Below are 18,409 nucleotides of genomic sequence, written 5' to 3'. Positions count from 1 at the left end.
GCCCGTTAGCGTTTGCCGGCTCAAGCGGGGAGGGGTGAGCCGGCGATCGCGTTCCTCAGGCAGCTTCTGCCAGAGGCGAACGGATCGACGCGTGCGCGGCGGCCAGCGCGTCCGCGCGGTGCTGCGGCGAGTAGGCCACGCCTTCGGCGCGGACGATCTCCAGGTCGGTCACGCCCAGGAAACCGAACACCTGGCGCAGGTAGGCCTCCTGGAAATCCGCCGGGCTCGCATCGCCGTACAGGCCGCCGCGACCGCTGACGACGATCACGCGCTTGCCGCCCGCCAGGCCTTCCGGACCGGCTTCGGTGTAGCGGAACGTGCGGCCGGAGACGGCCACGCGGTCGATCCACGCCTTCAAGGTCGACGGAATGCTGAAGTTGTAAAACGGCGCGCCGATCACCACTACATCGGCAGCAAGGAACTGCTGCAGCGTCGCCTCATCGGCCTCGGCCTGGGCCGGATCGGCCTTGGCCAGCGTGCGGCCGGTCAGGTGGGGCAGCGGATCGGCGTCGAGGTCGCGGTATTCGACGGTGAGGTCGGGGGTGGCGTCCTGCCAGCGGGCCACGACGGCCGCGGTCAGTTCGCGTGTGACCGAATTGGTGCCAAGGGCACTGGTATCCAGATGCAGGAGCTTCATGATGGGCCTCTAATGGAACGATCGGCGGGGTGCCGGCTCGGAGACCAAGGTAGATCGTTGCTGTAATGGAATAAATCTGGTCAAATATCACTAACTGTTCTGGAATTGGAATTATGGCCATGCAGGACCTGAACGACCTGTACTACTTCGCGATGGTGGTCGAGCACGGAGGCTTCGCTGCCGCGGAGCGTGCGCTCGGCATCCCCAAATCGCGCCTGAGCCGCCGCATCAGCCAGCTCGAAACCGACCTGGGCGTCCGCCTGCTGCAGCGTTCCACGCGCCGCTTCGCGGTCACCGACGTCGGCAACAGCGTCTACCGGCATGCGCAATCCATGCTGGCCGAAGCGCAGGCGGCGCACGAAGTCGTCGACCGCCTCAGCGCCGAACCGCGCGGCGTCATCCGCGTCAGCGTGCCGGTGGGCATGGCGCAGCAGCAGATGCCGAAGCTGCTGCCGGAATTCCTGGCGCGCTTCCCGCAGGTGCGCGTGCAGCTGCTGGTGAGTAACCGCCGCGTCGACATCATCAACGAAGGCATCGACGTCGCCCTGCGCGTGCGTTCCAAGTTGGACGACGACGGCAGCCTGGTGATGCGCAGCTTCGGCCAGATCCAGGAACTGCTGGTCGCCAGCCCCGATTACCTCAAGCGCATGGGCCGTCCGAAGAACCCGGACGAACTGGCCGAGCACGTCACCCTCAGCATGAGCGAGGACGACGCGCGCCAGCGCTGGGAACTGCACGGTCCCGATGGCGACGTGCGCCGCGTCGAACTCAAGCCGCGCGTGATGGGCTTCGATTTCCCGATGCTGATGCAGCTGGCGCAGCAGGGCGTGGGCATCACGCTGCTGCCGGAAACCATCTGCGCCGAGGCCGTGCGTCGCGGCGAACTGGAAGTCGTACTGCCCGACTGGCGCCTGCCTCAGGGCATCTTCCACGCCGTGTTCGCCTCGCGTCGCGGCCTGCTGCCAGCGGTGCGCGTGTTCATCGACTTCATCGCCGAAAAGGCCCCCGCGCTGGTCGAGGCCGCGCGCCTGCAGTGCAGCGAGATCAAGGGCAAGCCGTGCCCCGAGGACGTGGCGAAGCTTTCTACGCCCGCGATCCCCACGCCGGCCCCCCGCATCGTCACCGAGGCATGAGAGAATGCGGCCCGCACCACGCGGGCCGCTTCCTTTGAGGGCCCGGACGAACGATCCCGGGCAAGCCGGAATCGCGGGCGCCGGGCAACGTGGCGACCATGTGGACGATGCGATCGATGTAAGGAAGCGATGCCGAACCGGAGAGATGGCCGAGTGGTTTAAGGCAGCGGTCTTGAAAACCGCCGAAGGGTCAAACCTTCCGTGGGTTCGAATCCCACTCTCTCCGCCATATCTGTTAAAAAAATCCCCTTTATAAACAATTGCTTATGCTAGGCGGCCGTGCGACGGGTCCCGTCTTGGGCCCCGTTTCGATTCTCCATCAACGCGGCGATGTAGGAGTCGATTTCGTCCTCACCCAGCGCGATGCACCACCGTCGGCCACGGGTTGCCGACGAGCTGGGCGCGCGTGCGATCGCTGAGCGACATACGGCCACGGCCTTCGCACTCGTCGCACTGCTGGACCAGGTTCTCGACCACCAGCGAACCGTGACCCTCGCACTTACCGCAGATGTCGGGCCAGCACAGCTCATGCAACGCGGCGCGTCCGATCGCCGGCAGCATCTCCGGCATTTCGCGCGGTCACGCCGCCGCCTTCGCCGCATCCCATCGCGACTGAGTGCGCGTGAGCTCGCGCTGCAGCACCGGCGTCACCACTTCGTGCCAGCCCGCGCAGGTCTGTGCGATCGACAACTCCATCCGGGCCTCCTCAAGCTCGTGGCCCTGCCGTTGCCACTCGGTACCGATGACGGCCAGCAGATGGCGCGCGAGCGATGCGCCATCGAGCTTAGATCCGTCCGGCCACCAGCATGCGATGAGCACTTCCCGGCCGAGGCCGGGCGTCACCATGCCCAACGCAGCGGCGATGTCCTGCGCCGTGAGTGCCGGCGCGCCGCCACAGCGGCCGATGTCGAAGCGCACGTTGGTGGGGTTCAATCGAGCCATCATTTCGCGAACGTTTGACATCACGCAGCCCTCCGCATCTGCTCGCCAACGAAAAACACGTCCTCGCGCAGGCTGGTCAGCGTCGCCGCGCGCGTGTAGGTGCCGACTTCGACGCGGGCTTGCAGCATCCGACCGCGCTGCTTGCCCTGTCACGTGATGCGGCGCGCCTCGGTGAGGTACAGCGTCCGGCCCTCGCCTTCCGGCAGCTTCGCCAGTGCGAACCAGGCATTCTCGATTTCGATTTCCAGCGGGGTCATTTCCATCACGCGGCCCTCGTGCGACCGCTTCGGTTAGATGCGCTCAGAGGGCGATGAGCAGCGCGTCGGCGCGGCCGATGTCCTTCTTCCGCGCGAGCTGGTCGGCGATGGCCGGGAAGCGCTGAATCGCGTAGCTGCGTGCCACGTCCTTCTCCGCACCGTCCAACCGCAGGTGCTTCTTCCACGTCGCCGGCGGCACTTCCACGAACGCAATGCGCAACGCACCAAGCACGCCGCGCACGATGCCGTCGGCCTGGCCGAAGCGGAACGTGGACGCCAAGCCCTGCCCCGGCATCGAGCCAACCTGTTCGATTACGGCGCATACATTCGCGCCGGGATGGCCGGCGATCACCCGGCGGCAGCCGGAATGCCTGCCGCCGGAGGCAGTGTCGAAGCCTGCCCGCGACAGCCAAAGCCATCGCGAGCAGGCACGCGCGAGCTGGTCAGCGCGGCGTGAGAGCGGAGGGGCGAATGAAGGCCTCTAACGCCTCAGAGCAGCGAGCACTCGTCCGACATTGCAGTCTTCGCGATGTCGCCCTTGCCCGTGCAGATCAACGTGACGCGCTCCCCCCTTTTCAGGGCGCCGAGGGCGCTGAGGTTGGCCTTGCTGAAACCGAACTGCGGGCTCGAGAACTCGTTCGTGCCGCGGAGCGTCAGGTACGGATCACCCATGAAGTCCGTGTTGATGTCCTCGATGGTGCCCGTCACCTTGAACTGCTTGCCCTTATAGAGCGCGTCGGCCGCGACGGTGTTCTCTTCGTACGCGCTCGCGTACTCGGCCGCCGTGATCGCCGGCAGCGAATCGGCGACGCGCTGCGCCTCGGCCGTCTTGTCGGCCGCTGCCGCCGCTTCCTTAGCCGCCTGCTCCGCCTGCCGCTCCGCGCGGCTGGCCTCAGCTTTCGCCACTTCGGCGGCCCTCGTGTGGATATGCGCCAGAAATGCCGTCGGAGGATATGGACCGTTCGCGCGCCGGTATCCATGCGAAAAATCCATGGGTGCGGGTCATTGGGTTCAGGCAACTGGTGGCCTAATGCGCGCTACTCGCCAAATCAGTTCTGCCTAGCCGTATCAGCGCGACCTGCCTCTGCCGGGCGGCGGGCTGATCGCCCGCGGCGAAGGTCGCGAAGTGGTCCTGAACGAGTACGGCGTCGTCGTGAATGGCGCTGAGGTCCTCTTCTGTCCGCACCCTCGAAAGTCGTGGCAGGGATGTAAGGCAGCCGAGATTGAGCTGTGCTGCGTTCCTGGAGGGTGGGCCTGGGCGGTTTCCTACCAGTTCACCAACCAAGGGATGGGGAGCCCCCTAATGCCGTTCAGCGACCGGCAAGTCCTCAAGCAGACACGAGGCGACGCGATTGCGGCGGCCGTCGAGCAGCTCGAACTCGGGATCGAGAGCTATCACAAGGTGCATCGCCCCTGCGCCGAGAGCCGCGCGGCCGTGAACTGGCTGCGATCGCTGATCGCGGCCACATCGGCGAATCGTCAGGCCGGAGGGTTGTTCGGATGAGCCAACACCAGAAGGACTCGCGAAGCTCCTGCAGGCGAACGCGTACCGGCATCACCTCTGGGACGTGTTCGCCGACTTCGTCGAAATGGCGGCGTTGGCCGTCAGCGACAGCGTTGACTGGACGCAGCGTGATGCGCGCGAGGAGCGCTACAAGCAGATCATCGCAAAATACGACGCCGCAGAGCGGAAGCGCTTTCCAGAGATGCTCTCACGCCTGGTGCTGGCGCTGGAGGACGGACCGACCGACGTGCTCGGCGGCGTGTTCGGCGAATTGGACCTGGGCAACGCCGCGCGCGGTCAGTTCTTCACGCCGTACGAGGTCTGCCGCTTGATGGCGCGCATCACGATTGGCGACGGCGCATACCTCCGCGACAGGGTCGAGGAGGTCGGATTCGTTTCGGTGAGCGAGCCGGCATGTGGTGCCGGCGCGATGGTGATCGCGTTCGCCGAGGCGGTACGGGAGTCCGGCGTGAACTACCAGCAGCACCTGCATGTGCCCGCGCCGGGCGGCACCGCGCATTGGCGCGACGTGCTCGATCCGGCCGACCCGGAAGGCAGCTACCGGCGCCTTCGCAAAATTCATCATCCAGACCACGGCGGCAACGCCGACGAGTTCCATGCCGTGCAGCACGCGTGGAACGCATACCAGCAGGAGCAACAGCTATGACCGACGTCCTTCTCCGTCTTCCCGAAGTGATGCGCCGCGTGGGCCTCAAGAAGACCGCCATCTACGAACGAATCAACGCGGGCAAGTTTCCGAAAGCCGGAGCGACCTATCGGCGGTCGTGGCGCCACTGCTACGAGTTCACGCTGACGGCCATGCGGCAGGCCGAGCAGCGGGCGGCGGCGCTGGGGCGGCGGGCGGCGCCGTAGGGTTGCAATAGTCCCAAAATGGGACTAAGCTGCAACCCATGAAAGTTATCGCCCTCGGCACCCTCCGGAGCTTCTGGGAAGCCCACGCCGACGCAGAGCAGCCGCTGAAGGCGTGGTACGACGAAGCGAAGGAAGCGAAGTGGGCGACGCCGCAGGACATCAAGGCGCGCTATGCGAGCGCGAGCTTCGTGGCTCGCAATCGCGTGGTGTTCAACATCAAGGGCAACGACTACCGCCTTGTCGTCGCCGTCGCTTACAACGTCGGCGTCGTCTACATCAAATTCATCGGCACGCATGCCGAATACGACAAGGTGGATGCAGCCACCGTGGAGCACACATGAACATCAATCCCATCCGCAGCGAGAAGGACTACCGCGACGCGCTGGCCGAGGTGTCGCGCCTCGTCGACCTCGATCCCGAGGTGGAGAGCGAGGACGGCGCGCGCCTGGAGGTGCTCGCGACGCTCGTCGAGGCGTACGAACAGCGCCGCTTCCCCATGGAAGCCCCGGATCCCATCGCGGCGATCAAGTTCCGCATGGAGCAAGGCGGGCTCAGCGTGAAGGACCTGGAGCCGTCCATCGGCGCCACGAACCGCGTCTACGAGGTGCTGAGCGGTAAGCGCGACCTGTCCATCAACATGATCCGGAACCTGCACCGTAACCTCGGCATCCCGGCAGAAAGTCTCATCGGCGACTGAAGGTGCGTCATTGCGTTGACGCAGAAACAGGCGTAGATTCGCCATCGTCGCAGAGTTGTGACCCGAAGCCCCGCCCAGTGCGGGGCTTCTGCATTCCGGGCACGGCATTTTCGCAAGGTGCTTGCTGCATGCACTCAGTACGGTGGGACTCCCCCCGAGCGAGTGCCCGCCATGTACGTTTCAATCTGCCCCGCTGTTGACTGGTACTACGTCTTCGATAGCCCCGCGACGGAGGGGCCGACGGTTATCCCGATTGCGGCATGGGCAGCGCGCCATGGTGGTGGCGTCGTGGGCTTGATAGGTGCCACATGGGACGTGGACCGGGCACCGCAGTTGGTCGAGTTGCCCGTAGTACATGGTCAGTACCTGCACCGCTCCCAGCTGAGCGAAGAGGAGCTAGCGGCTACGTCGAAGCGCTGAAGCTCACGCAACACAAAAATCGCAGCCTCGGCCTGAAAAGGCCGGGGCTTTTCCATTTGGTCCACCGGCGCGGTGGATGGCTCGGGGGAGTTGGGGCCGTGCCGGTGGACCAAGCCATTTGAGGTGTGAACGCATGGCCCGGATCACAGCTGCCAGTCTCGGAACCGGCGGCGCGAACATCCGCGCGTTCCTGGACATGATCGCTTTCAGCGAGGGAACCGCCGGGCGCGGCGACGACGGGTACAACGTGCTCGTCGGCGGCGCCCTGTTCACCAGCTACGTCAGCCACCCGAACAAGTCGGTCTGGCTGCCACGCTACGCGGTGAACAGCACGGCGGCCGGTCGCTATCAGTTCCTCAACAAGACGTGGAAGAACCTCGCGAAGCAGCTGAAGCTGCGCGACTTCTCGCCCGTTTTGCAGGACCTCGGCGCCGTCGAGTTGATCCGTGGCCGCGATGCGTTGGAAGACGTGCGCGCCGGCCGCATCGACGCGGCGATCGCGAAGTGCGCGAAGGAATGGGCGAGCCTGCCCGGCGCCGGTTACGGCCAGCGCGAAGTGTCCATGGCGAAGCTGGCGCCGACCTATGTCGCCGCCGGCGGCCGCGTCACCGGCAAACCTGGAGCAACCACGTGATGGAACCGACATCGAGCAGCATCGTCGCCTTCCTGACCGCAAAGGCTTGGGTGGCGATCGCTGGATTCGCTGGCGCCGTGCTCTCGCTCGGCAGGCTGAAAGGCCTCAACCGGCTTATGACCGTCGTTGCGGTGATGACGGGCTTTCTCTCTGCCGTCTTCCTCACGCCGCTGGTCATGCACTACCTGCTGCCTGCTAAATCGCCGCAAGACCTGGGCGGTGGCGTCGCCCACCTTATCGGCTTGTTCGCAACGCGCCTGATCCCGGCTTTGGAGGCGCGTTTCAAGCGGAAGATCGGAGCGGACACATGAACGCTTGGCAGGTCGGAGCAACGGTGGTGCACATGCTGCTGTGCGCAGCGATTGTCGTCTTCACCATCGACGTCATCAGGATCCGGCGTAATGCCGGCGATTCGGTGCGCGAGGCGCTGCTGAACCGTGGTGTAGACCGCCGCATCATCGTCGGCATTCGGCCCTTCGGCCGGCGTGAACGGCATGCCGTCGTCGACGATGACGGCCAGGCCGCGGAACGTCTGGATGAAGCCGCCGTCCGACTGCCGCACGGTCTCGATCAGGTCGTTCTTGAGCGCGTGCTCGTACGTGTCGCTGTGCATCGCGATCGCGACTAGGTCGCATCGCATCGCCGAGGGTGCCGGTGGCCTCGATCACGCCCCGTCGCGTTGAAGCGCGTGTTCGCAGTGATGGCACCGACCATGTCGGCAGCGATGCTGCGCACCATGTCGCCGCCGTCGTTGGCGATGTTGTCCGCAAGGATGCCGTTGAGGCTCGCCACGAGGCGGCGCTGCATCTGGCGGTCCCAGTAGGCGGTCACGCGCTCTTGGATGCGGGGCAGGGCGTTGTCGCCAGACAGCTCGCTGGCGAGGTTCATCGCCGACCAGCTGTTGTGCAGGAAGCTCTTGCGGACGATCTGCTTGCCGGCGTTGATCTTGTAGGGCGTGGACTCGTCAGCGGGGTTGTCGTTGACGATGTTGGCTTCTTCGTTGCCCAGGTCGTTCCAGTGCGGAACGGTGAGCATGTCCGCGCCGGCGGAAAGCAGGGCCTCGATTTCGCCGTTGCGAACGGCGACACCGGACTGGAAGAGGGCGGTTCGTTCCATCGTGTTCTGCACGACGTAAGAGGTGAATTCTGCGGGGACGACGACGTCCGCGATCTGGGTGACAGCCATGAGGGTGGCTCCCAAGGGAACGGATGGATTCACGTTCGCTTGCGGCCACCAGCCGGTTGCGATGCCCCACCAGGGCTTTGGAGGAGTAGGGCACCACCCACCAGGTGATGCCCTACTTGTGCTCAGGATTACAGCTCTGAGCGGCGAACAGCCCCTGGCCGGCGGGCGTGAGATCCACGCGCCGCGCGCCGCGCGCGAACAGCCGCACGCCGAGGTGGTCTTCCAGTTGGCGGACCTGGTGGCTGATGGCAGTCGGCGTCAGCGACAGCTCGTTGGCGGCATGCTTGAAACTCAGGTGCCGCGCGGCGGCTTCGAATGCCCGCAGTGCGGTCAGCGGCGGCAATCGGCGTGCATTCATGGATGAACTGGATGCAGCTGGTGGATGCGAAATGATCGTTTTACGAGCGGGTTTCATGCGTTGAACCTGTGCGCACCCTACCGACACAGGTGAATCATGCTCAGGTTACTCCATATCGACTCCAGCGCCCGTCCCGGCCGTTCGGGCGAGCAGGCGCACGGCTCGCACACGCGCCACCTTTCGGCCCGTTTCGTCCGCCAGTGGCGGGCGCGGCGGCCGCAGGATGCGGTCGTCTACCGCGACCTCGCGCTGGCGCCGCCCGCGCCGGTCACCGGGGAATGGGTGCACGCCGCGTTCACCGCGCCGGAGCGCCGCGAGCCGTGGATGCATGCCGCGCTGGGCGAAAGCGACCGCCTGGTCGACGAACTCGTGGGTGCGGATCTCATCGTCATCGGCGTGCCCATGTACAACTTCGGCATGCCTTCCACGCTCAAGGCGTGGATCGACAACATCGTTCGCGTCGGGCGCACGTTCGGCTTCGATCGCAGCCGCATCGGCGAGCCGTACTGGCCGCTGCTGGCGAATCAGGGAAAGCGCCTGGTGCTGCTGGGCTCGCGTGGCGACCACGGTTACGACCCCGGCGGGCGCCTTGCCGGGAGCAACCACGTCGAGGACGGTGTCGCCACGCCGCTGCGGTACATCGGCATCGACGCGGTCGATCGGGTCGCGATCGAGTACGACGAGTTCGCCGACGAACGCCTGCACGCGTCCATCGCGGCCGCCGAAGCGCAGGTGGATGCGCTCGCGATGCGGTTGGCGGATGAGGTGGCGGGGGAGCGCGTGATTGCGTGATATCCCGTGGGGATGTCGCGGGAGTCCAGGCTCCTCCCCCCCGGGATGAGGGCCCGCGACGTTGCCCCGGGTGCGCTTCGCTTGCCCGGGCTACAAGTCCCGCGGGAGGCGGCCGATATCTCCCAGTGAATAAGGAGGTGGCCAATGCCCGATGCATTCCCGAGCCGACGTCAGCTCATCCTGGGCGTCGTGGCGACGACATTGCTGGTGATGACGGGATCGATCGCGGTCGAGTGGCGCGCGGTCGAGGAGTGCCGGTCGGCGATGTCGCACGCCACGACGTCGTACAAGATCGAAAAGGTGCTTCGCAGCGAGCCATGTCTGGAGGCGCGCCGCGACGGTCTTCGTCGTTGACTTCGCCATGGCGGAATCGGACTTGGACCCGGGCGGACGGGCGTCGATCAACCGCGCCTCTTCACACGTCCTTATCAGGTCGCGGCGTTCACTCCCTCGCGCCGGTTGAGCCCGGTAGCCACGAGGAGCGTTCGCATGAGCCGATCGATTGGGGGTCTCCTGGCGTTGGGGTTCGTGCTGGCGTGCGCGGGATGTGGGCCGAAGGAAACCACCGACGCTCCGGCATCGCAGCCGGCGACAGCCACGGCGCCGACGACGCCGACCACGCCGACGATGCAGCCAGCGCAGGCGGCTTCGACACCGGCCGCTGCGCCAGGCGCAACCATCGTCACCCCCGACAACTTCGTGCGCGCCGAATCCGACACCTACATGGCGGGCATGGCGAAGGAAGCGGGCGGCGTCGGGAAGCTGCACCATCGCCGTGAACCGGCGTCCATCGACGAGCAGACGGTCATCCGTCTGAATCGCGACACGCTCTACAGCTCCGGCGTGTTCGATCTGGACGCGGGGCCGCTGACGATCACGCTGCCTGATACCGGCAAGCGGTTCCAGTCGTTGCAGGTGATCAACCAGGATCATTACGCGTGGACCGAGTACGGCGCGGGCCCGCACACCATCACGCGGGACAAGGCCGGCACGCGCTACGTCGTCGTGGGCATCCGCACGTTGGCCGATCCCAACGATCCGAAGGATCTGGAGCAGGTGCGTGCGCTGCAGGACGCGATCGGCGTCGCGCAGGAGAGCGCGGGAACGCTTGAATTGCCGAGCTGGGACGCGGCCAGCCAGGCCAAGGTGCGCGAGGCGCTGCTCGCACTGGGCGCGACCACGCCGGACTTCAGGAAGGCATTCGGCACGAAGCAGGAAGTCGATCCCGTGCGCCATCTCATCGGCACGGCCGCCGGGTTCGGCGGCAATCCGGACAAGGACGCGACGTATCTGAACATCACGCCCGAACGCAACGACGGAAAGACGGTCTATCGCCTGGACGTGAAGGACGTGCCGGTCGATGCCTTCTGGTCGGTCAGCGTGTACGACGCGAAGGGGTATTACGAGAAGAACGCGCTCAACGCCTATTCCATCAACAACCTGACCGCCAGGCGGGAGGCCGACGGGTCGGTCCGCATCCAGTTCGGCGGATGCGACGGCGCGGTTCCGAATTGCATCCCGGTCATGCCGGGCTGGAACTACACGGTGCGGCTGTATCGCCCACGTGCGGCGATTCTCGACGGGTCGTGGAAATTCCCGGAGCCACAGCCGATCTGATTGCCGTGGCGCATCGCATCACGCGTGCGCCATCACGAACAGCCGCAGCGGATTCGCCGGGTCCGACAGCAGCTTCGTCGTCAGCAGCAGCGACATCGTCACCAGCAGCGGGCGGATGACCGTGACGCCGACGCGCATCGCCAGGTGCGCGCCATGGATGCTCGGAACCCATTTGCATTTGCTGCACGGCGTACTGGCGACCGATGGATTGTGCTTCGCAAATGACCGCGAAGGGCTTGGCGGGCAGGTGGGACGTGCCACTAATGCAGACTGCCTTGCCTGCTTGCACGCTTGCGGTCGAGTCGAGCCCGGGTGCGTTTCGCATGCCCGGGCTACGAAGCTTTGATGCCGCGTTACTGGCGCAGGATGCCCTGCTTGACCTGCGACTTGCTCTGCTCCATCGAGTAGTTCTGCACGACGCCGTCCTTGTCGAAGAAGATCACCAGTTCCTTCGATTCCACGTTCGCGCCGGAGCTGAAAAGGTTGGCGTACGGAATGAAGTTGCGGCCCATCGCCTTGGACTCGCTACGAGAATAGCGCCAGATCTGGTTGCCGCTGTCGGTGAAGTTCGTCGAATCGGGCGAGCCGAGGAGCGCGCGGACGTCCGCCTGCGTGGTCTGCCCCTTGGTGATCTTGGTGGAGATCGTCTCGGAGGTCTCGTTCTTCAACGCGACATTGCCGACGCTGGCGCAGGCGGTGAGAAGGCAGGCCGCGAGCGCGACGAAGTACAGCTTTTTCATGGTGCAACTTCCTGGTTTGGGGAGTGAAGCGAGAGCCACGGACAAGCGTCGCCGTCGCGACGGTGCGTTCGTCGCGGCAGATGGCTTGTTCGATGACGAAACGCATGCGGCTTGATGGCGCGCACGCGTTGCGATCGCAACGGGCGCGACCGCGACCACCCTTGGTGCCCGCCTTGGCGGATCAACGTCCGGCCTGTGGCGTCAGGGCTCTCGATGGTGCAAATGGTGGGCGAGCCACCCCCTTTCGAACCATGAGAAATGTCTGAAAGTGTCGGAAGAATTTACGCCTTTTGTTCGACGCGATTCCGTGGTGCCTTCGGCGGAAGGTCTCGCGGCGACCTGCCGATATCGCGCACGAGTCGAACGCTCGCAGGTACAGCCGGGAAAGCGTTGGAGCCGTTCAACCCTCAGGCATGCGCCATCACGAACATCCGCAGCGGATTCGCCGGGTCCGACAGCAGCTTCGCCGTCAGCAGCAGCGACATCGTCACCAGCAGCGGGCGGATGACCTTGCCGCCGACGCGCATCGCCAGGTGCGCGCCGAGCTGGCCGCCGGCGATGCTGGAGGCGGCCATCAGCAGGCCGACGGTCCACAGCACGTGGCCGCCGATGATCAGCGTGATCAGCGCGGCGATGTTGCTCGACAGGTTGAGGAACTTGGTGTGCGCGGTGGCCGAGACCAGGCCGAGGCCGAACAGCGCGACCAGCGCGGTGGTCAGGAACGAGCCCGTGCCCGGGCCGAAGAAGCCGTCGTAGAAACCGATCGCCGAGACGATCGCCAGCAACGCGACGGAGCCGAGGCGGCCCTGGCGGTCTTCCTCGCTCGCTTTCGGTGCGAACAGGAAGTAGATGACCATCAGCATCAGCAGCATGGGAATCAGGCCCGACAGGAACGCCGGGTTCAATCGCTGCAACGTCCACGCGCCGAGCGCGGAACCGAGGAAGGCGCCGAGGGCGGGTTTCAGGAACCGGCGGAAATCGATGCGCCCCTTGCGGGCGAAAGCGAGGACCGCGCTCGCGGTGCCGAAGCTGCTTTGCAGTTTGTTGGTGGCGATGGCGTTGACGGGCGGGAGGCCGGCTGCCATCAGGGCCGGGATGGTCAGCAATCCGCCGCCGCCCGCGATGGCGTCGATGAGACCGGCCACGAAGGCGACCGCCATGAGGAGGGCGATCGTGTCGGTGGCGAGTTCCATCGGGTGTCCGCGTGCGGGGAAGGGTCGGGCATTGTAAGGCGGCATTGCGGCGTTGAGCGGTCGCTTCGCGCCGGGCGATGCGGCGCTGTGCTCGTCCCCCCTCCCCAACCTCCCCTTCGCGCAGGGGAGGGAGCCTGCACTGCGATCGGGTGGGCTTTCACCGCCCGTGATACGGCCCCCCGCCGAACGCGATGTCCCAGCAGAACACCAGCGCCGCGATCATCAGCACGCCGTGGAAGCCGAAGGTCAGCAGCATGCCCAGCGTGAGGCGGCCCAGTGGGACGTCGCTGATGCGCGGGCCGGCGCGAAGGAACAGCGCGTGATAGGCCAGCAGGCCCAGGCCCGTCGCCAACGCGATGCGCAGCGTGCGCGTGACGAAGCGCGAGACGCGGTGGTGCAGCGCTTCGGTCGGCGTTTCCGCGCGCACCTCGTGCACGTCGCAGCCGGCCTCGCCCAGTTGTGCGCGGGCGATGCGTTCGGCCAGGGGCGCGTCGGGGAAGCGCCCGAACACGCGCGTGGTCGTCGCGCCGTCGTGCGGATGCCGGTAGGTCACGAAATAGCGGGGTGCGTCCACGGCCAGCCTCGCCTGCGGGGGAATGCCGGCGCGTTCCATCGGGCCGCTGTCGGATGTCACGTCGGAAGCGCGCCCGACCGGTCATCCGCATGACGTCATCGCGATGGCTCGCTAACGGAAATCCCGCGACGGCGATTGCAGTTCGCCCAGCAGTCCGCTCAGATCGGTCAGCTGGCCGGCGATGAGGTGTTCCACGCCGTCCACGCGTTCCCAGCGACCGCGCACGGCCAGCAGTGTGGAATCCAGCAGCGGCTTGCGCTGGCGCGCGGCGAGGTCGGGCCAGACGATCACGTTGATCATTCCGTGTTCGTCTTCCAGCGTGACGAAGATCGTTCCCTTCGCGGTGGCCGGGCGCTGCCGCTGCGTGACCAGCCCGGCGACGTGCACGCCGCGGCCGTGGCGCGTTTCGCGCAGGTCGCGCGAACCCTTGATGCGGCGCGCATCCAGCTGCGGTCGCAGCAGCGCCATCGGATGCGACGACAGACTGAGCCCGGTGGCGCGGTAATCGGACAGGATTTCCTCGCCGATGCGTGGCGCGGGCAGGGCGATGCCGTTTTCCTCCGGACTGCCGGGCAGCAGCGGGCGGCGGCGTTCCAGTCCGGCGACCGACCAGCGCGCCTGATGACGATGGCCGACCAGGCTTCGCAGCGCATCGGCTTCGGCGAGCGCCTTGCAAATCTTTTCGTCCAGTCCGGCGCGCAGGCGCAGGTCCTGCAGATCGGCGAACGCGCGACGCGCACGCGCGGCGACGATCGCATTCGCGGCGGCTTCGGACAGCCCCTTCACTTCACGCAGGCCCAGACGGATCGCCGGCTGCGTGCGCGCATCGCCGCCGACCAGCGTGCAGTCCCAGTCGCTGTGCATCACGTCCACCGGCAACACGTCCACGGCTTCGCGCATCGCGAGCGTGCGTTCGGCTTCATTGGCGAATTCGTCCGCCGCGCGTTTTGGCGCGCCGCGGCGCGCATCCTGCACGATCTGGCTGGGCGAATAGAAACCCATCGGCTGCGAATTCAGCAGCGCGCACGCGAACGCCGCCGGTTCGTGCCGCTTGAGCCAGCAGCTCACGTAGACGAGTTTGGCGAACGACGCGGCGTGGCTCTGCGGGAAACCGTACGAACCGAAACCCTTGATCTGTTCGAAGATCTGGTCGATGAACTCGGGCTTGTAGTGGTTGGCGAGCATGCGCTCGCGGATCAGCTGCCGATGCGGTTCCATGTCGCCGTCCACGCCCCAGGCGGCCATCGAACGCCGCAGCTTGTCCGCTTCGCCGGGCGAGTAGTCCGCCGCCGCGATGACGAGTTCCATCACCTGTTCCTGGAACAGCGGGACGCCGAGCGTGGGCTTGAGGATTTCCTCCAGCTCGGGCGAGGGATAGTCCACCTGTTCCTGTTTCATCCGCCGCTTGAGGTAGGGATGCACCATGCCGCCCTGGATCGGACCGGGCCGCACGATCGCCACCTCGATGACGAGGTCGTAGAACTTCTCCGGCTTCAGGCGCGGCAGCATCGTCATCTGCGCGCGCGATTCGATCTGGAACACGCCCACGGTGTCGGCGCGCTGGATCATCGCGTAGGTGGGCTTGTCGTCGGGGGGGATCGTGGCGATGTCGAGCGTGCGGCCGCGATGCTTCTCCACCAGCGCGATCGCCTTGCGGATGCAGGTCAGCATGCCCAGCGCGAGGCAGTCGACCTTGAGCAGCTTCATCGTTTCCAGGTCGTCCTTGTCCCACTGGATGATGGTGCGGTCGTCCATGGCCGCGTTCTCCACGGGCACGACGGTGGACAGCGGCGCTTCGGAAATGACGAAGCCGCCGACGTGCTGCGAAAGATGGCGCGGGTGGTTTTCCAGTTGTCCGGTGACTTTCAGCACGCGGCGGATCAGCGGGTTGTCCGGATCGAAACCGGCTTCGGTCAGGCGCTGTTCCATCTCGGTGCCGGCGTTGCCCCAGCCGTAACAACTGGCCAGCAGCGCGATCTGGTCCGGCGGCAGGCCGAAGGCTTTCGCGACGTCGCGCACCGCGCTCTTGCCGCGATAGCGGATCACCGTGGCGGCCAGCGCGGCGCGATCGCGACCGTACTTCGCGTAGACGTACTGCAGCACTTCCTCGCGGCGTTCGTGTTCGAAATCCACGTCGATGTCCGGCGGCTCGTCGCGTTCCTCCGAAATGAACCGCGCCATCAGCAGGCGGCTTTCGTCGGGATTCACCGCGGTGATGCCCAGTGTGTAGCACACCGCCGAATTGGCTGAAGATCCGCGCCCCTGGCAAAGGATGTTCCGGCTATTGGCGAAGCGGACGATGTCCTCGACGGTCAGGAAGAACGCTTCGTACTTCTTGAAGGCGATCAGTTCCAGTTCTTTTTCGATCTGCTCGGCGACCTTGGCGGGCGCGCCACCGGGCCAGCGTCTGCGCATGCCGGCCAGCGTCAGCTTGCGAAGGTGCGAACTCGGTGTTTCGCCCTCGGGCACGAGTTCCTTCGGGTAGTCGTAGGGCAATCCCTTGTCGAGGTCGAAGGTGCAGCGCGCCGCCAGTTCGACCGACGCCTGCAACAGTTCGTGCGGATAGATGTTGCCCAGCGTCGCGCGCGCGCGAAGGTGGCGTTCGCCATTGCGGAACAGGTGCGCGCCGCATTCGCTCAAGGAAAGATTGTGGCGGATCGCGGTCATCGTGTCCTGCAGCATGCGCTGGCTGCGCCAGGCCATGTGCACGTCGCCGCACGCGACGGCAGTCATGCCCAGCGACGACGACAGCGAACGCAACGTCTGCAGGCGTGCGTCGTCGTCCTGTTCGCGATGCAGTTCCACCGCGAGGCATGCGCGTTCGCCGAACACGTTGCGCAGCCAGCGGCCGGGGCCGTCGTCGGCTTCGCCTTCGGGCGAAACCTCCGGCAACCAAAGCGCGAACACGCCCGGTGTGGCGTTGGCGAAGATGGATTCGACGTCGGCGCGATCGAGCCGGTACGTGCCTTTGCTCGCGGCACGGCGACCGCGCGTGATCAGTTCGCACAGGCGCGTGTAACCCGTGGCGTTTTCGACCAGCAATACGAAACGCGTGCCATCGACGAGGCGGAATTCGCTGCCCACGATGAGCCGGAGCCCGGTGGCCCGCGAGGCTTCCAGCGCGCGCACGATGCCCGCCAGCGAACATTCGTCGGTGATCGCCAGCGCCTGGTAGCCGCACAGCCGGGCACGCGCGAACAACGCCTCCGCGCTCGCCGCGCCGCGCAGGAAGCTGAAATTCGAGAGGCAATGCAGTTCCGCGTAGGCCGGGGCGTCATCGTCCAGGCGATCGTCGTTGGCCGCGTTGCGCAGACGCAGGCTGACCTGCAACGCGCGCGGGATGTGATCGCCGGGCGTCTCGCGGTCCACGCCACCGATGGCGTCGTCCCAGCTCATGCGAACCAGCCGTGCAGCATCCATTCGCCGCGTTTTCCCGGAGCGGCGAATGCCCAGGCGCGCTGGCCCTGCGGAGTTTCCAGCACGTAGTAATCGCGTCGCACGTCGCCGTCGTCCCACCAGCCGCTTTCCAGGCGTTCCGGGCCGGAAACGATGCGCAACCCGCTCTGGCGCAGCGGCACCGGTTGCGGCAGCAGCCATGTGGGGCGGGGCGGGCGTTCAGGCGCAGGAGTGACGCAGACGCTGTCGTCCTCCACGCCGGCGACGCGCCACGCACGTTCGGGTCGCGGATCGCCCGTCGGCGCGATGCGGTAGACCGCATCATCGCCCAGTCGCGCGCGCAGGCGTTCGCGCAACTGCGGCCACGGCATCGCCTGCGAGGGGCGCGTGTCGAACAGGTCGCGCGCGGCCGGCACGAACGGCGGCAGTTCGCGCGCGAGCAGGCGCAGGCCGACGACGGGTTTGTCGATCGACGCCTGTTCCAGCCGGTTGCGCGCGATGTCCATCAGCAGCGTCGTGTCGCGTTCGGCGGCGAGCATGCCGACGGCGACATCGGAGTGGCTCTTCTCGCGTACGCCGGCTTCGCGCTTCAGCACCTCGTGTTCGAGACGGATCACGAACCGCTGCACGCCGCCGTCGCGCGCGGACAGGTACACGGCGAGGTCGTTCACGAGGCGGCGCAGCGGGAACAGCAACGCCTGGTGGCTTTCGACCTCGTAGCCCAGCTCGACGCGCGAATCGAAATGATCGGGCGGCTGGTAGCAGTCGAGCGGATCGTCGGCGATGCCGTAGAGGCGGTCGAGGTGATCGAGCAGCGGCAGGCCGAAGCGGCGCCGGATGCCGTCGCGTGGCAACTCGCGCAGGTCCTTCAGCGAACGGATGCCCATGCGGTGCAGGCGCATGCCGGCGTCGTCGGGCAATGCGGCGCGGCGGATCGGCACGCGATCCAGCGTCGGCGCGAGCGCATCGCGATCGTGCAGCGCATAGCCGTCGCGCAGGCCGGCGAATACCTGCGCCGCGCGCGGCGTCGGCGCGAGCGCGATGCGGTGCTGGTAGCCGAGCGCCTCGAGTTCGCGGCGCAGTTTCGCTTCCAGCTGCGGCCATGGACCGAAGAGGCGGAAGCTCGCGCTGGCTTCCAGCACGATCGCGCCCGGCCATTGCGCGCTCACCAGCGAGCTGTGCCGGTACGCCCACGCGGCGAGGAAGCGGTGCGCGCGGGCATCGCGCTCGGGTTCGTGATCGTGCAGCGCGGTTTGCGCGCACACCGCATGGGCGGCAGTCAGGCGCATGCCGGGGCGAAGCCCGGCTTCGGACGCCGCCGCGTTGACCGCAAGCAGCGTGCGCAATTGCGCGGGGCCGGTGACCAGCGCGAGCGGACGCGCGGGGTTTTCGACGTCGCGAAGGACGGCGTCGAGCGCCAGGTGCGGCAGGCGGATGCAGGCCCAGAGCATGGCGCG

24 protein-coding genes and 1 tRNA gene are annotated in these 18,409 nt (G+C 66.5%); 13 read left to right on the top strand and 12 right to left on the bottom strand.

What is annotated here, in order from left to right; translation table 11 throughout:
- Window positions 1–55 precede the first annotated feature (55 nt).
- Window positions 56–637, bottom strand: a complete 582-nt coding sequence (locus AC3ANK_RS10665) for an FMN-dependent NADH-azoreductase (RefSeq protein ID WP_206860783.1) — start codon at window positions 635–637, stop codon at window positions 56–58.
- 104 nt (window positions 638–741) lie between these two features.
- Between AC3ANK_RS10665 and AC3ANK_RS10660 the strand changes: the two genes are divergently transcribed.
- Together AC3ANK_RS10660 and AC3ANK_RS10655 are read left to right on the top strand one after the other, a co-directional pair.
- Window positions 742–1,770, top strand: coding sequence for a LysR family transcriptional regulator (locus AC3ANK_RS10660; protein ID WP_206861599.1), 1,029 nt, complete (start codon window positions 742–744; stop codon window positions 1,768–1,770).
- Window positions 1,771–1,909: 139 nt separating this feature from the next.
- Window positions 1,910–1,999, top strand: a tRNA-Ser gene (locus tag AC3ANK_RS10655).
- Window positions 2,000–2,121: 122 nt separating this feature from the next.
- On the opposite strand, the gene AC3ANK_RS10650 is transcribed toward AC3ANK_RS10655, so the two are convergent.
- From AC3ANK_RS10650 to AC3ANK_RS10635, 4 genes are all read right to left on the bottom strand, one after another.
- Entirely contained in the window at window positions 2,122–2,340 is a 219-nt protein-coding gene (locus AC3ANK_RS10650; RefSeq protein WP_484171121.1) for a hypothetical protein, read from the bottom strand.
- Between the two features lie 9 nt (window positions 2,341–2,349).
- Window positions 2,350–2,703, bottom strand: coding sequence for a hypothetical protein (locus AC3ANK_RS10645; protein WP_484171120.1), 354 nt, complete (start codon window positions 2,701–2,703; stop codon window positions 2,350–2,352).
- A gap of 309 nt (window positions 2,704–3,012) precedes the next feature.
- Complete coding sequence (locus AC3ANK_RS10640; protein WP_206860781.1) at window positions 3,013–3,249, bottom strand: RuvC family protein; 237 nt, start codon at window positions 3,247–3,249, stop codon at window positions 3,013–3,015.
- 209 nt (window positions 3,250–3,458) lie between these two features.
- Window positions 3,459–3,962, bottom strand: a complete 504-nt coding sequence (locus AC3ANK_RS10635) for an OB-fold protein (RefSeq protein WP_484171119.1) — start codon at window positions 3,960–3,962, stop codon at window positions 3,459–3,461.
- Between the two features lie 310 nt (window positions 3,963–4,272).
- On the opposite strand from AC3ANK_RS10635, the gene AC3ANK_RS10630 reads away from it, so the two are divergent.
- The 8 genes from AC3ANK_RS10630 to AC3ANK_RS10595 all read left to right on the top strand — a co-directional run bounded on the left by AC3ANK_RS10630 (window position 4,273) and on the right by AC3ANK_RS10595 (window position 7,725).
- Entirely contained in the window at window positions 4,273–4,473 is a 201-nt protein-coding gene (locus tag AC3ANK_RS10630; RefSeq protein WP_484171118.1) for a hypothetical protein, read from the top strand.
- 64 nt (window positions 4,474–4,537) lie between these two features.
- Window positions 4,538–5,140 carry an N-6 DNA methylase gene (locus AC3ANK_RS10625; RefSeq protein ID WP_206860778.1) on the top strand — a complete coding sequence of 201 codons (603 nt, stop codon included), beginning with the start codon at window positions 4,538–4,540 and terminating at the stop codon, window positions 5,138–5,140.
- Window positions 5,137–5,346: a helix-turn-helix transcriptional regulator gene (locus AC3ANK_RS10620; protein ID WP_206860777.1), complete on the top strand. Its 210-nt coding sequence runs from the start codon at window positions 5,137–5,139 to the stop codon at window positions 5,344–5,346. Before AC3ANK_RS10625 ends, AC3ANK_RS10620 begins: the two co-directional genes overlap by 4 nt.
- A 38-nt stretch (window positions 5,347–5,384) precedes the next feature.
- Window positions 5,385–5,687: a type II toxin-antitoxin system HigB family toxin gene (locus AC3ANK_RS10615; protein ID WP_206860776.1), complete on the top strand. Its 303-nt coding sequence runs from the start codon at window positions 5,385–5,387 to the stop codon at window positions 5,685–5,687.
- Complete coding sequence (locus tag AC3ANK_RS10610; protein WP_206860775.1) at window positions 5,684–6,043, top strand: helix-turn-helix domain-containing protein; 360 nt, start codon at window positions 5,684–5,686, stop codon at window positions 6,041–6,043. Before AC3ANK_RS10615 ends, AC3ANK_RS10610 begins: the two co-directional genes overlap by 4 nt.
- Window positions 6,044–6,596: 553 nt before the next feature.
- Complete coding sequence (locus tag AC3ANK_RS10605; RefSeq protein ID WP_206860774.1) at window positions 6,597–7,097, top strand: glycoside hydrolase family 24 protein; 501 nt, start codon at window positions 6,597–6,599, stop codon at window positions 7,095–7,097.
- A complete protein-coding gene (locus tag AC3ANK_RS10600; RefSeq protein ID WP_206860773.1) occupies window positions 7,097–7,408 on the top strand; it encodes a hypothetical protein in 312 nt (103 codons plus the stop codon). Before AC3ANK_RS10605 ends, AC3ANK_RS10600 begins: the two co-directional genes overlap by 1 nt.
- Window positions 7,405–7,725: a hypothetical protein gene (locus AC3ANK_RS10595; protein WP_206860772.1), complete on the top strand. Its 321-nt coding sequence runs from the start codon at window positions 7,405–7,407 to the stop codon at window positions 7,723–7,725. Before AC3ANK_RS10600 ends, AC3ANK_RS10595 begins: the two co-directional genes overlap by 4 nt.
- Here the strand turns inward: AC3ANK_RS10595 and AC3ANK_RS10590 are convergent.
- Window positions 7,722–8,282, bottom strand: a complete 561-nt coding sequence (locus AC3ANK_RS10590) for a hypothetical protein (protein WP_484171117.1) — start codon at window positions 8,280–8,282, stop codon at window positions 7,722–7,724. The genes AC3ANK_RS10595 and AC3ANK_RS10590 overlap by 4 nt on opposite strands.
- 112 nt (window positions 8,283–8,394) lie before the next feature.
- The gene (locus tag AC3ANK_RS10585; RefSeq protein WP_484171116.1) at window positions 8,395–8,697 is read right to left on the bottom strand and encodes a LysR family transcriptional regulator; all 303 of its coding nucleotides are present in this window, start codon (window positions 8,695–8,697) and stop codon (window positions 8,395–8,397) included.
- Window positions 8,698–8,736: 39 nt separating this feature from the next.
- Between AC3ANK_RS10585 and AC3ANK_RS10580 the strand changes: the two genes are divergently transcribed.
- From AC3ANK_RS10580 to AC3ANK_RS10570, 3 genes are all read left to right on the top strand, one after another.
- Window positions 8,737–9,432: an FMN-dependent NADH-azoreductase gene (locus AC3ANK_RS10580; RefSeq protein WP_484171115.1), complete on the top strand. Its 696-nt coding sequence runs from the start codon at window positions 8,737–8,739 to the stop codon at window positions 9,430–9,432.
- Window positions 9,433–9,576: 144 nt separating this feature from the next.
- Complete coding sequence (locus AC3ANK_RS10575; RefSeq protein WP_206860770.1) at window positions 9,577–9,786, top strand: hypothetical protein; 210 nt, start codon at window positions 9,577–9,579, stop codon at window positions 9,784–9,786.
- A gap of 135 nt (window positions 9,787–9,921) precedes the next feature.
- Window positions 9,922–11,049 (top strand): DUF1254 domain-containing protein, encoded by a 1,128-nt coding sequence (locus AC3ANK_RS10570; protein WP_484171114.1) that lies wholly within the window; start codon window positions 9,922–9,924, stop codon window positions 11,047–11,049.
- A 353-nt stretch (window positions 11,050–11,402) separates the two neighbouring features.
- Here AC3ANK_RS10570 and bamE read toward each other — a convergent pair whose 3' ends face one another.
- The 5 genes from bamE to AC3ANK_RS10545 form a co-directional block, all read right to left on the bottom strand.
- The gene (gene bamE, locus AC3ANK_RS10565) at window positions 11,403–11,789 is read right to left on the bottom strand and encodes an outer membrane protein assembly factor BamE domain-containing protein (RefSeq protein ID WP_484171113.1); all 387 of its coding nucleotides are present in this window, start codon (window positions 11,787–11,789) and stop codon (window positions 11,403–11,405) included.
- Window positions 11,790–12,196: 407 nt separating this feature from the next.
- Window positions 12,197–12,982 (bottom strand): TSUP family transporter, encoded by a 786-nt coding sequence (locus AC3ANK_RS10560; RefSeq protein WP_484171112.1) that lies wholly within the window; start codon window positions 12,980–12,982, stop codon window positions 12,197–12,199.
- Between the two features lie 157 nt (window positions 12,983–13,139).
- Window positions 13,140–13,616, bottom strand: coding sequence for a hypothetical protein (locus AC3ANK_RS10555; RefSeq protein WP_206860767.1), 477 nt, complete (start codon window positions 13,614–13,616; stop codon window positions 13,140–13,142).
- Between the two features lie 51 nt (window positions 13,617–13,667).
- Window positions 13,668–16,952 (bottom strand): error-prone DNA polymerase, encoded by a 3,285-nt coding sequence (locus AC3ANK_RS10550; protein ID WP_484171111.1) that lies wholly within the window; start codon window positions 16,950–16,952, stop codon window positions 13,668–13,670.
- Window positions 16,949–18,403, bottom strand: a complete 1,455-nt coding sequence (locus AC3ANK_RS10545) for a Y-family DNA polymerase (protein ID WP_484171110.1) — start codon at window positions 18,401–18,403, stop codon at window positions 16,949–16,951. Before AC3ANK_RS10545 ends, AC3ANK_RS10550 begins: the two co-directional genes overlap by 4 nt.
- Window positions 18,404–18,409: the final 6 nt, after the last annotated feature.

The sequence above is a fragment of the Lysobacter sp. SCRH-1R genome (assembly GCF_057747855.1).
This window is presented reverse-complemented; position numbering and strand designations above follow the sequence as displayed.

Coding starts and splice junctions, on each gene's coding strand:
- AC3ANK_RS10665 (WP_206860783.1), bottom strand. CDS start 637: ATGAAGCTCCTGCATCTGGATACCAGTGCCCTTGGCACCAATTCGGTC.
- AC3ANK_RS10650 (WP_484171121.1), bottom strand. CDS start 2,340: ATGCCGGAGATGCTGCCGGCGATCGGACGCGCCGCGTTGCATGAGCTG.
- AC3ANK_RS10635 (WP_484171119.1), bottom strand. CDS start 3,962: ATGGATTTTTCGCATGGATACCGGCGCGCGAACGGTCCATATCCTCCG.
- AC3ANK_RS10630 (WP_484171118.1), top strand. CDS start 4,273: ATGCCGTTCAGCGACCGGCAAGTCCTCAAGCAGACACGAGGCGACGCG.
- AC3ANK_RS10620 (WP_206860777.1), top strand. CDS start 5,137: ATGACCGACGTCCTTCTCCGTCTTCCCGAAGTGATGCGCCGCGTGGGC.
- AC3ANK_RS10615 (WP_206860776.1), top strand. CDS start 5,385: ATGAAAGTTATCGCCCTCGGCACCCTCCGGAGCTTCTGGGAAGCCCAC.
- AC3ANK_RS10610 (WP_206860775.1), top strand. CDS start 5,684: ATGAACATCAATCCCATCCGCAGCGAGAAGGACTACCGCGACGCGCTG.
- AC3ANK_RS10605 (WP_206860774.1), top strand. CDS start 6,597: ATGGCCCGGATCACAGCTGCCAGTCTCGGAACCGGCGGCGCGAACATC.
- AC3ANK_RS10600 (WP_206860773.1), top strand. CDS start 7,097: ATGGAACCGACATCGAGCAGCATCGTCGCCTTCCTGACCGCAAAGGCT.
- AC3ANK_RS10595 (WP_206860772.1), top strand. CDS start 7,405: ATGAACGCTTGGCAGGTCGGAGCAACGGTGGTGCACATGCTGCTGTGC.
- AC3ANK_RS10590 (WP_484171117.1), bottom strand. CDS start 8,282: ATGGCTGTCACCCAGATCGCGGACGTCGTCGTCCCCGCAGAATTCACC.
- AC3ANK_RS10585 (WP_484171116.1), bottom strand. CDS start 8,697: ATGAAACCCGCTCGTAAAACGATCATTTCGCATCCACCAGCTGCATCC.
- AC3ANK_RS10580 (WP_484171115.1), top strand. CDS start 8,737: ATGCTCAGGTTACTCCATATCGACTCCAGCGCCCGTCCCGGCCGTTCG.
- AC3ANK_RS10575 (WP_206860770.1), top strand. CDS start 9,577: ATGCCCGATGCATTCCCGAGCCGACGTCAGCTCATCCTGGGCGTCGTG.
- AC3ANK_RS10570 (WP_484171114.1), top strand. CDS start 9,922: ATGAGCCGATCGATTGGGGGTCTCCTGGCGTTGGGGTTCGTGCTGGCG.
- bamE (WP_484171113.1), bottom strand. CDS start 11,789: ATGAAAAAGCTGTACTTCGTCGCGCTCGCGGCCTGCCTTCTCACCGCC.
- AC3ANK_RS10560 (WP_484171112.1), bottom strand. CDS start 12,982: ATGGAACTCGCCACCGACACGATCGCCCTCCTCATGGCGGTCGCCTTC.
- AC3ANK_RS10550 (WP_484171111.1), bottom strand. CDS start 16,952: ATGAGCTGGGACGACGCCATCGGTGGCGTGGACCGCGAGACGCCCGGC.
- AC3ANK_RS10545 (WP_484171110.1), bottom strand. CDS start 18,403: ATGCTCTGGGCCTGCATCCGCCTGCCGCACCTGGCGCTCGACGCCGTC.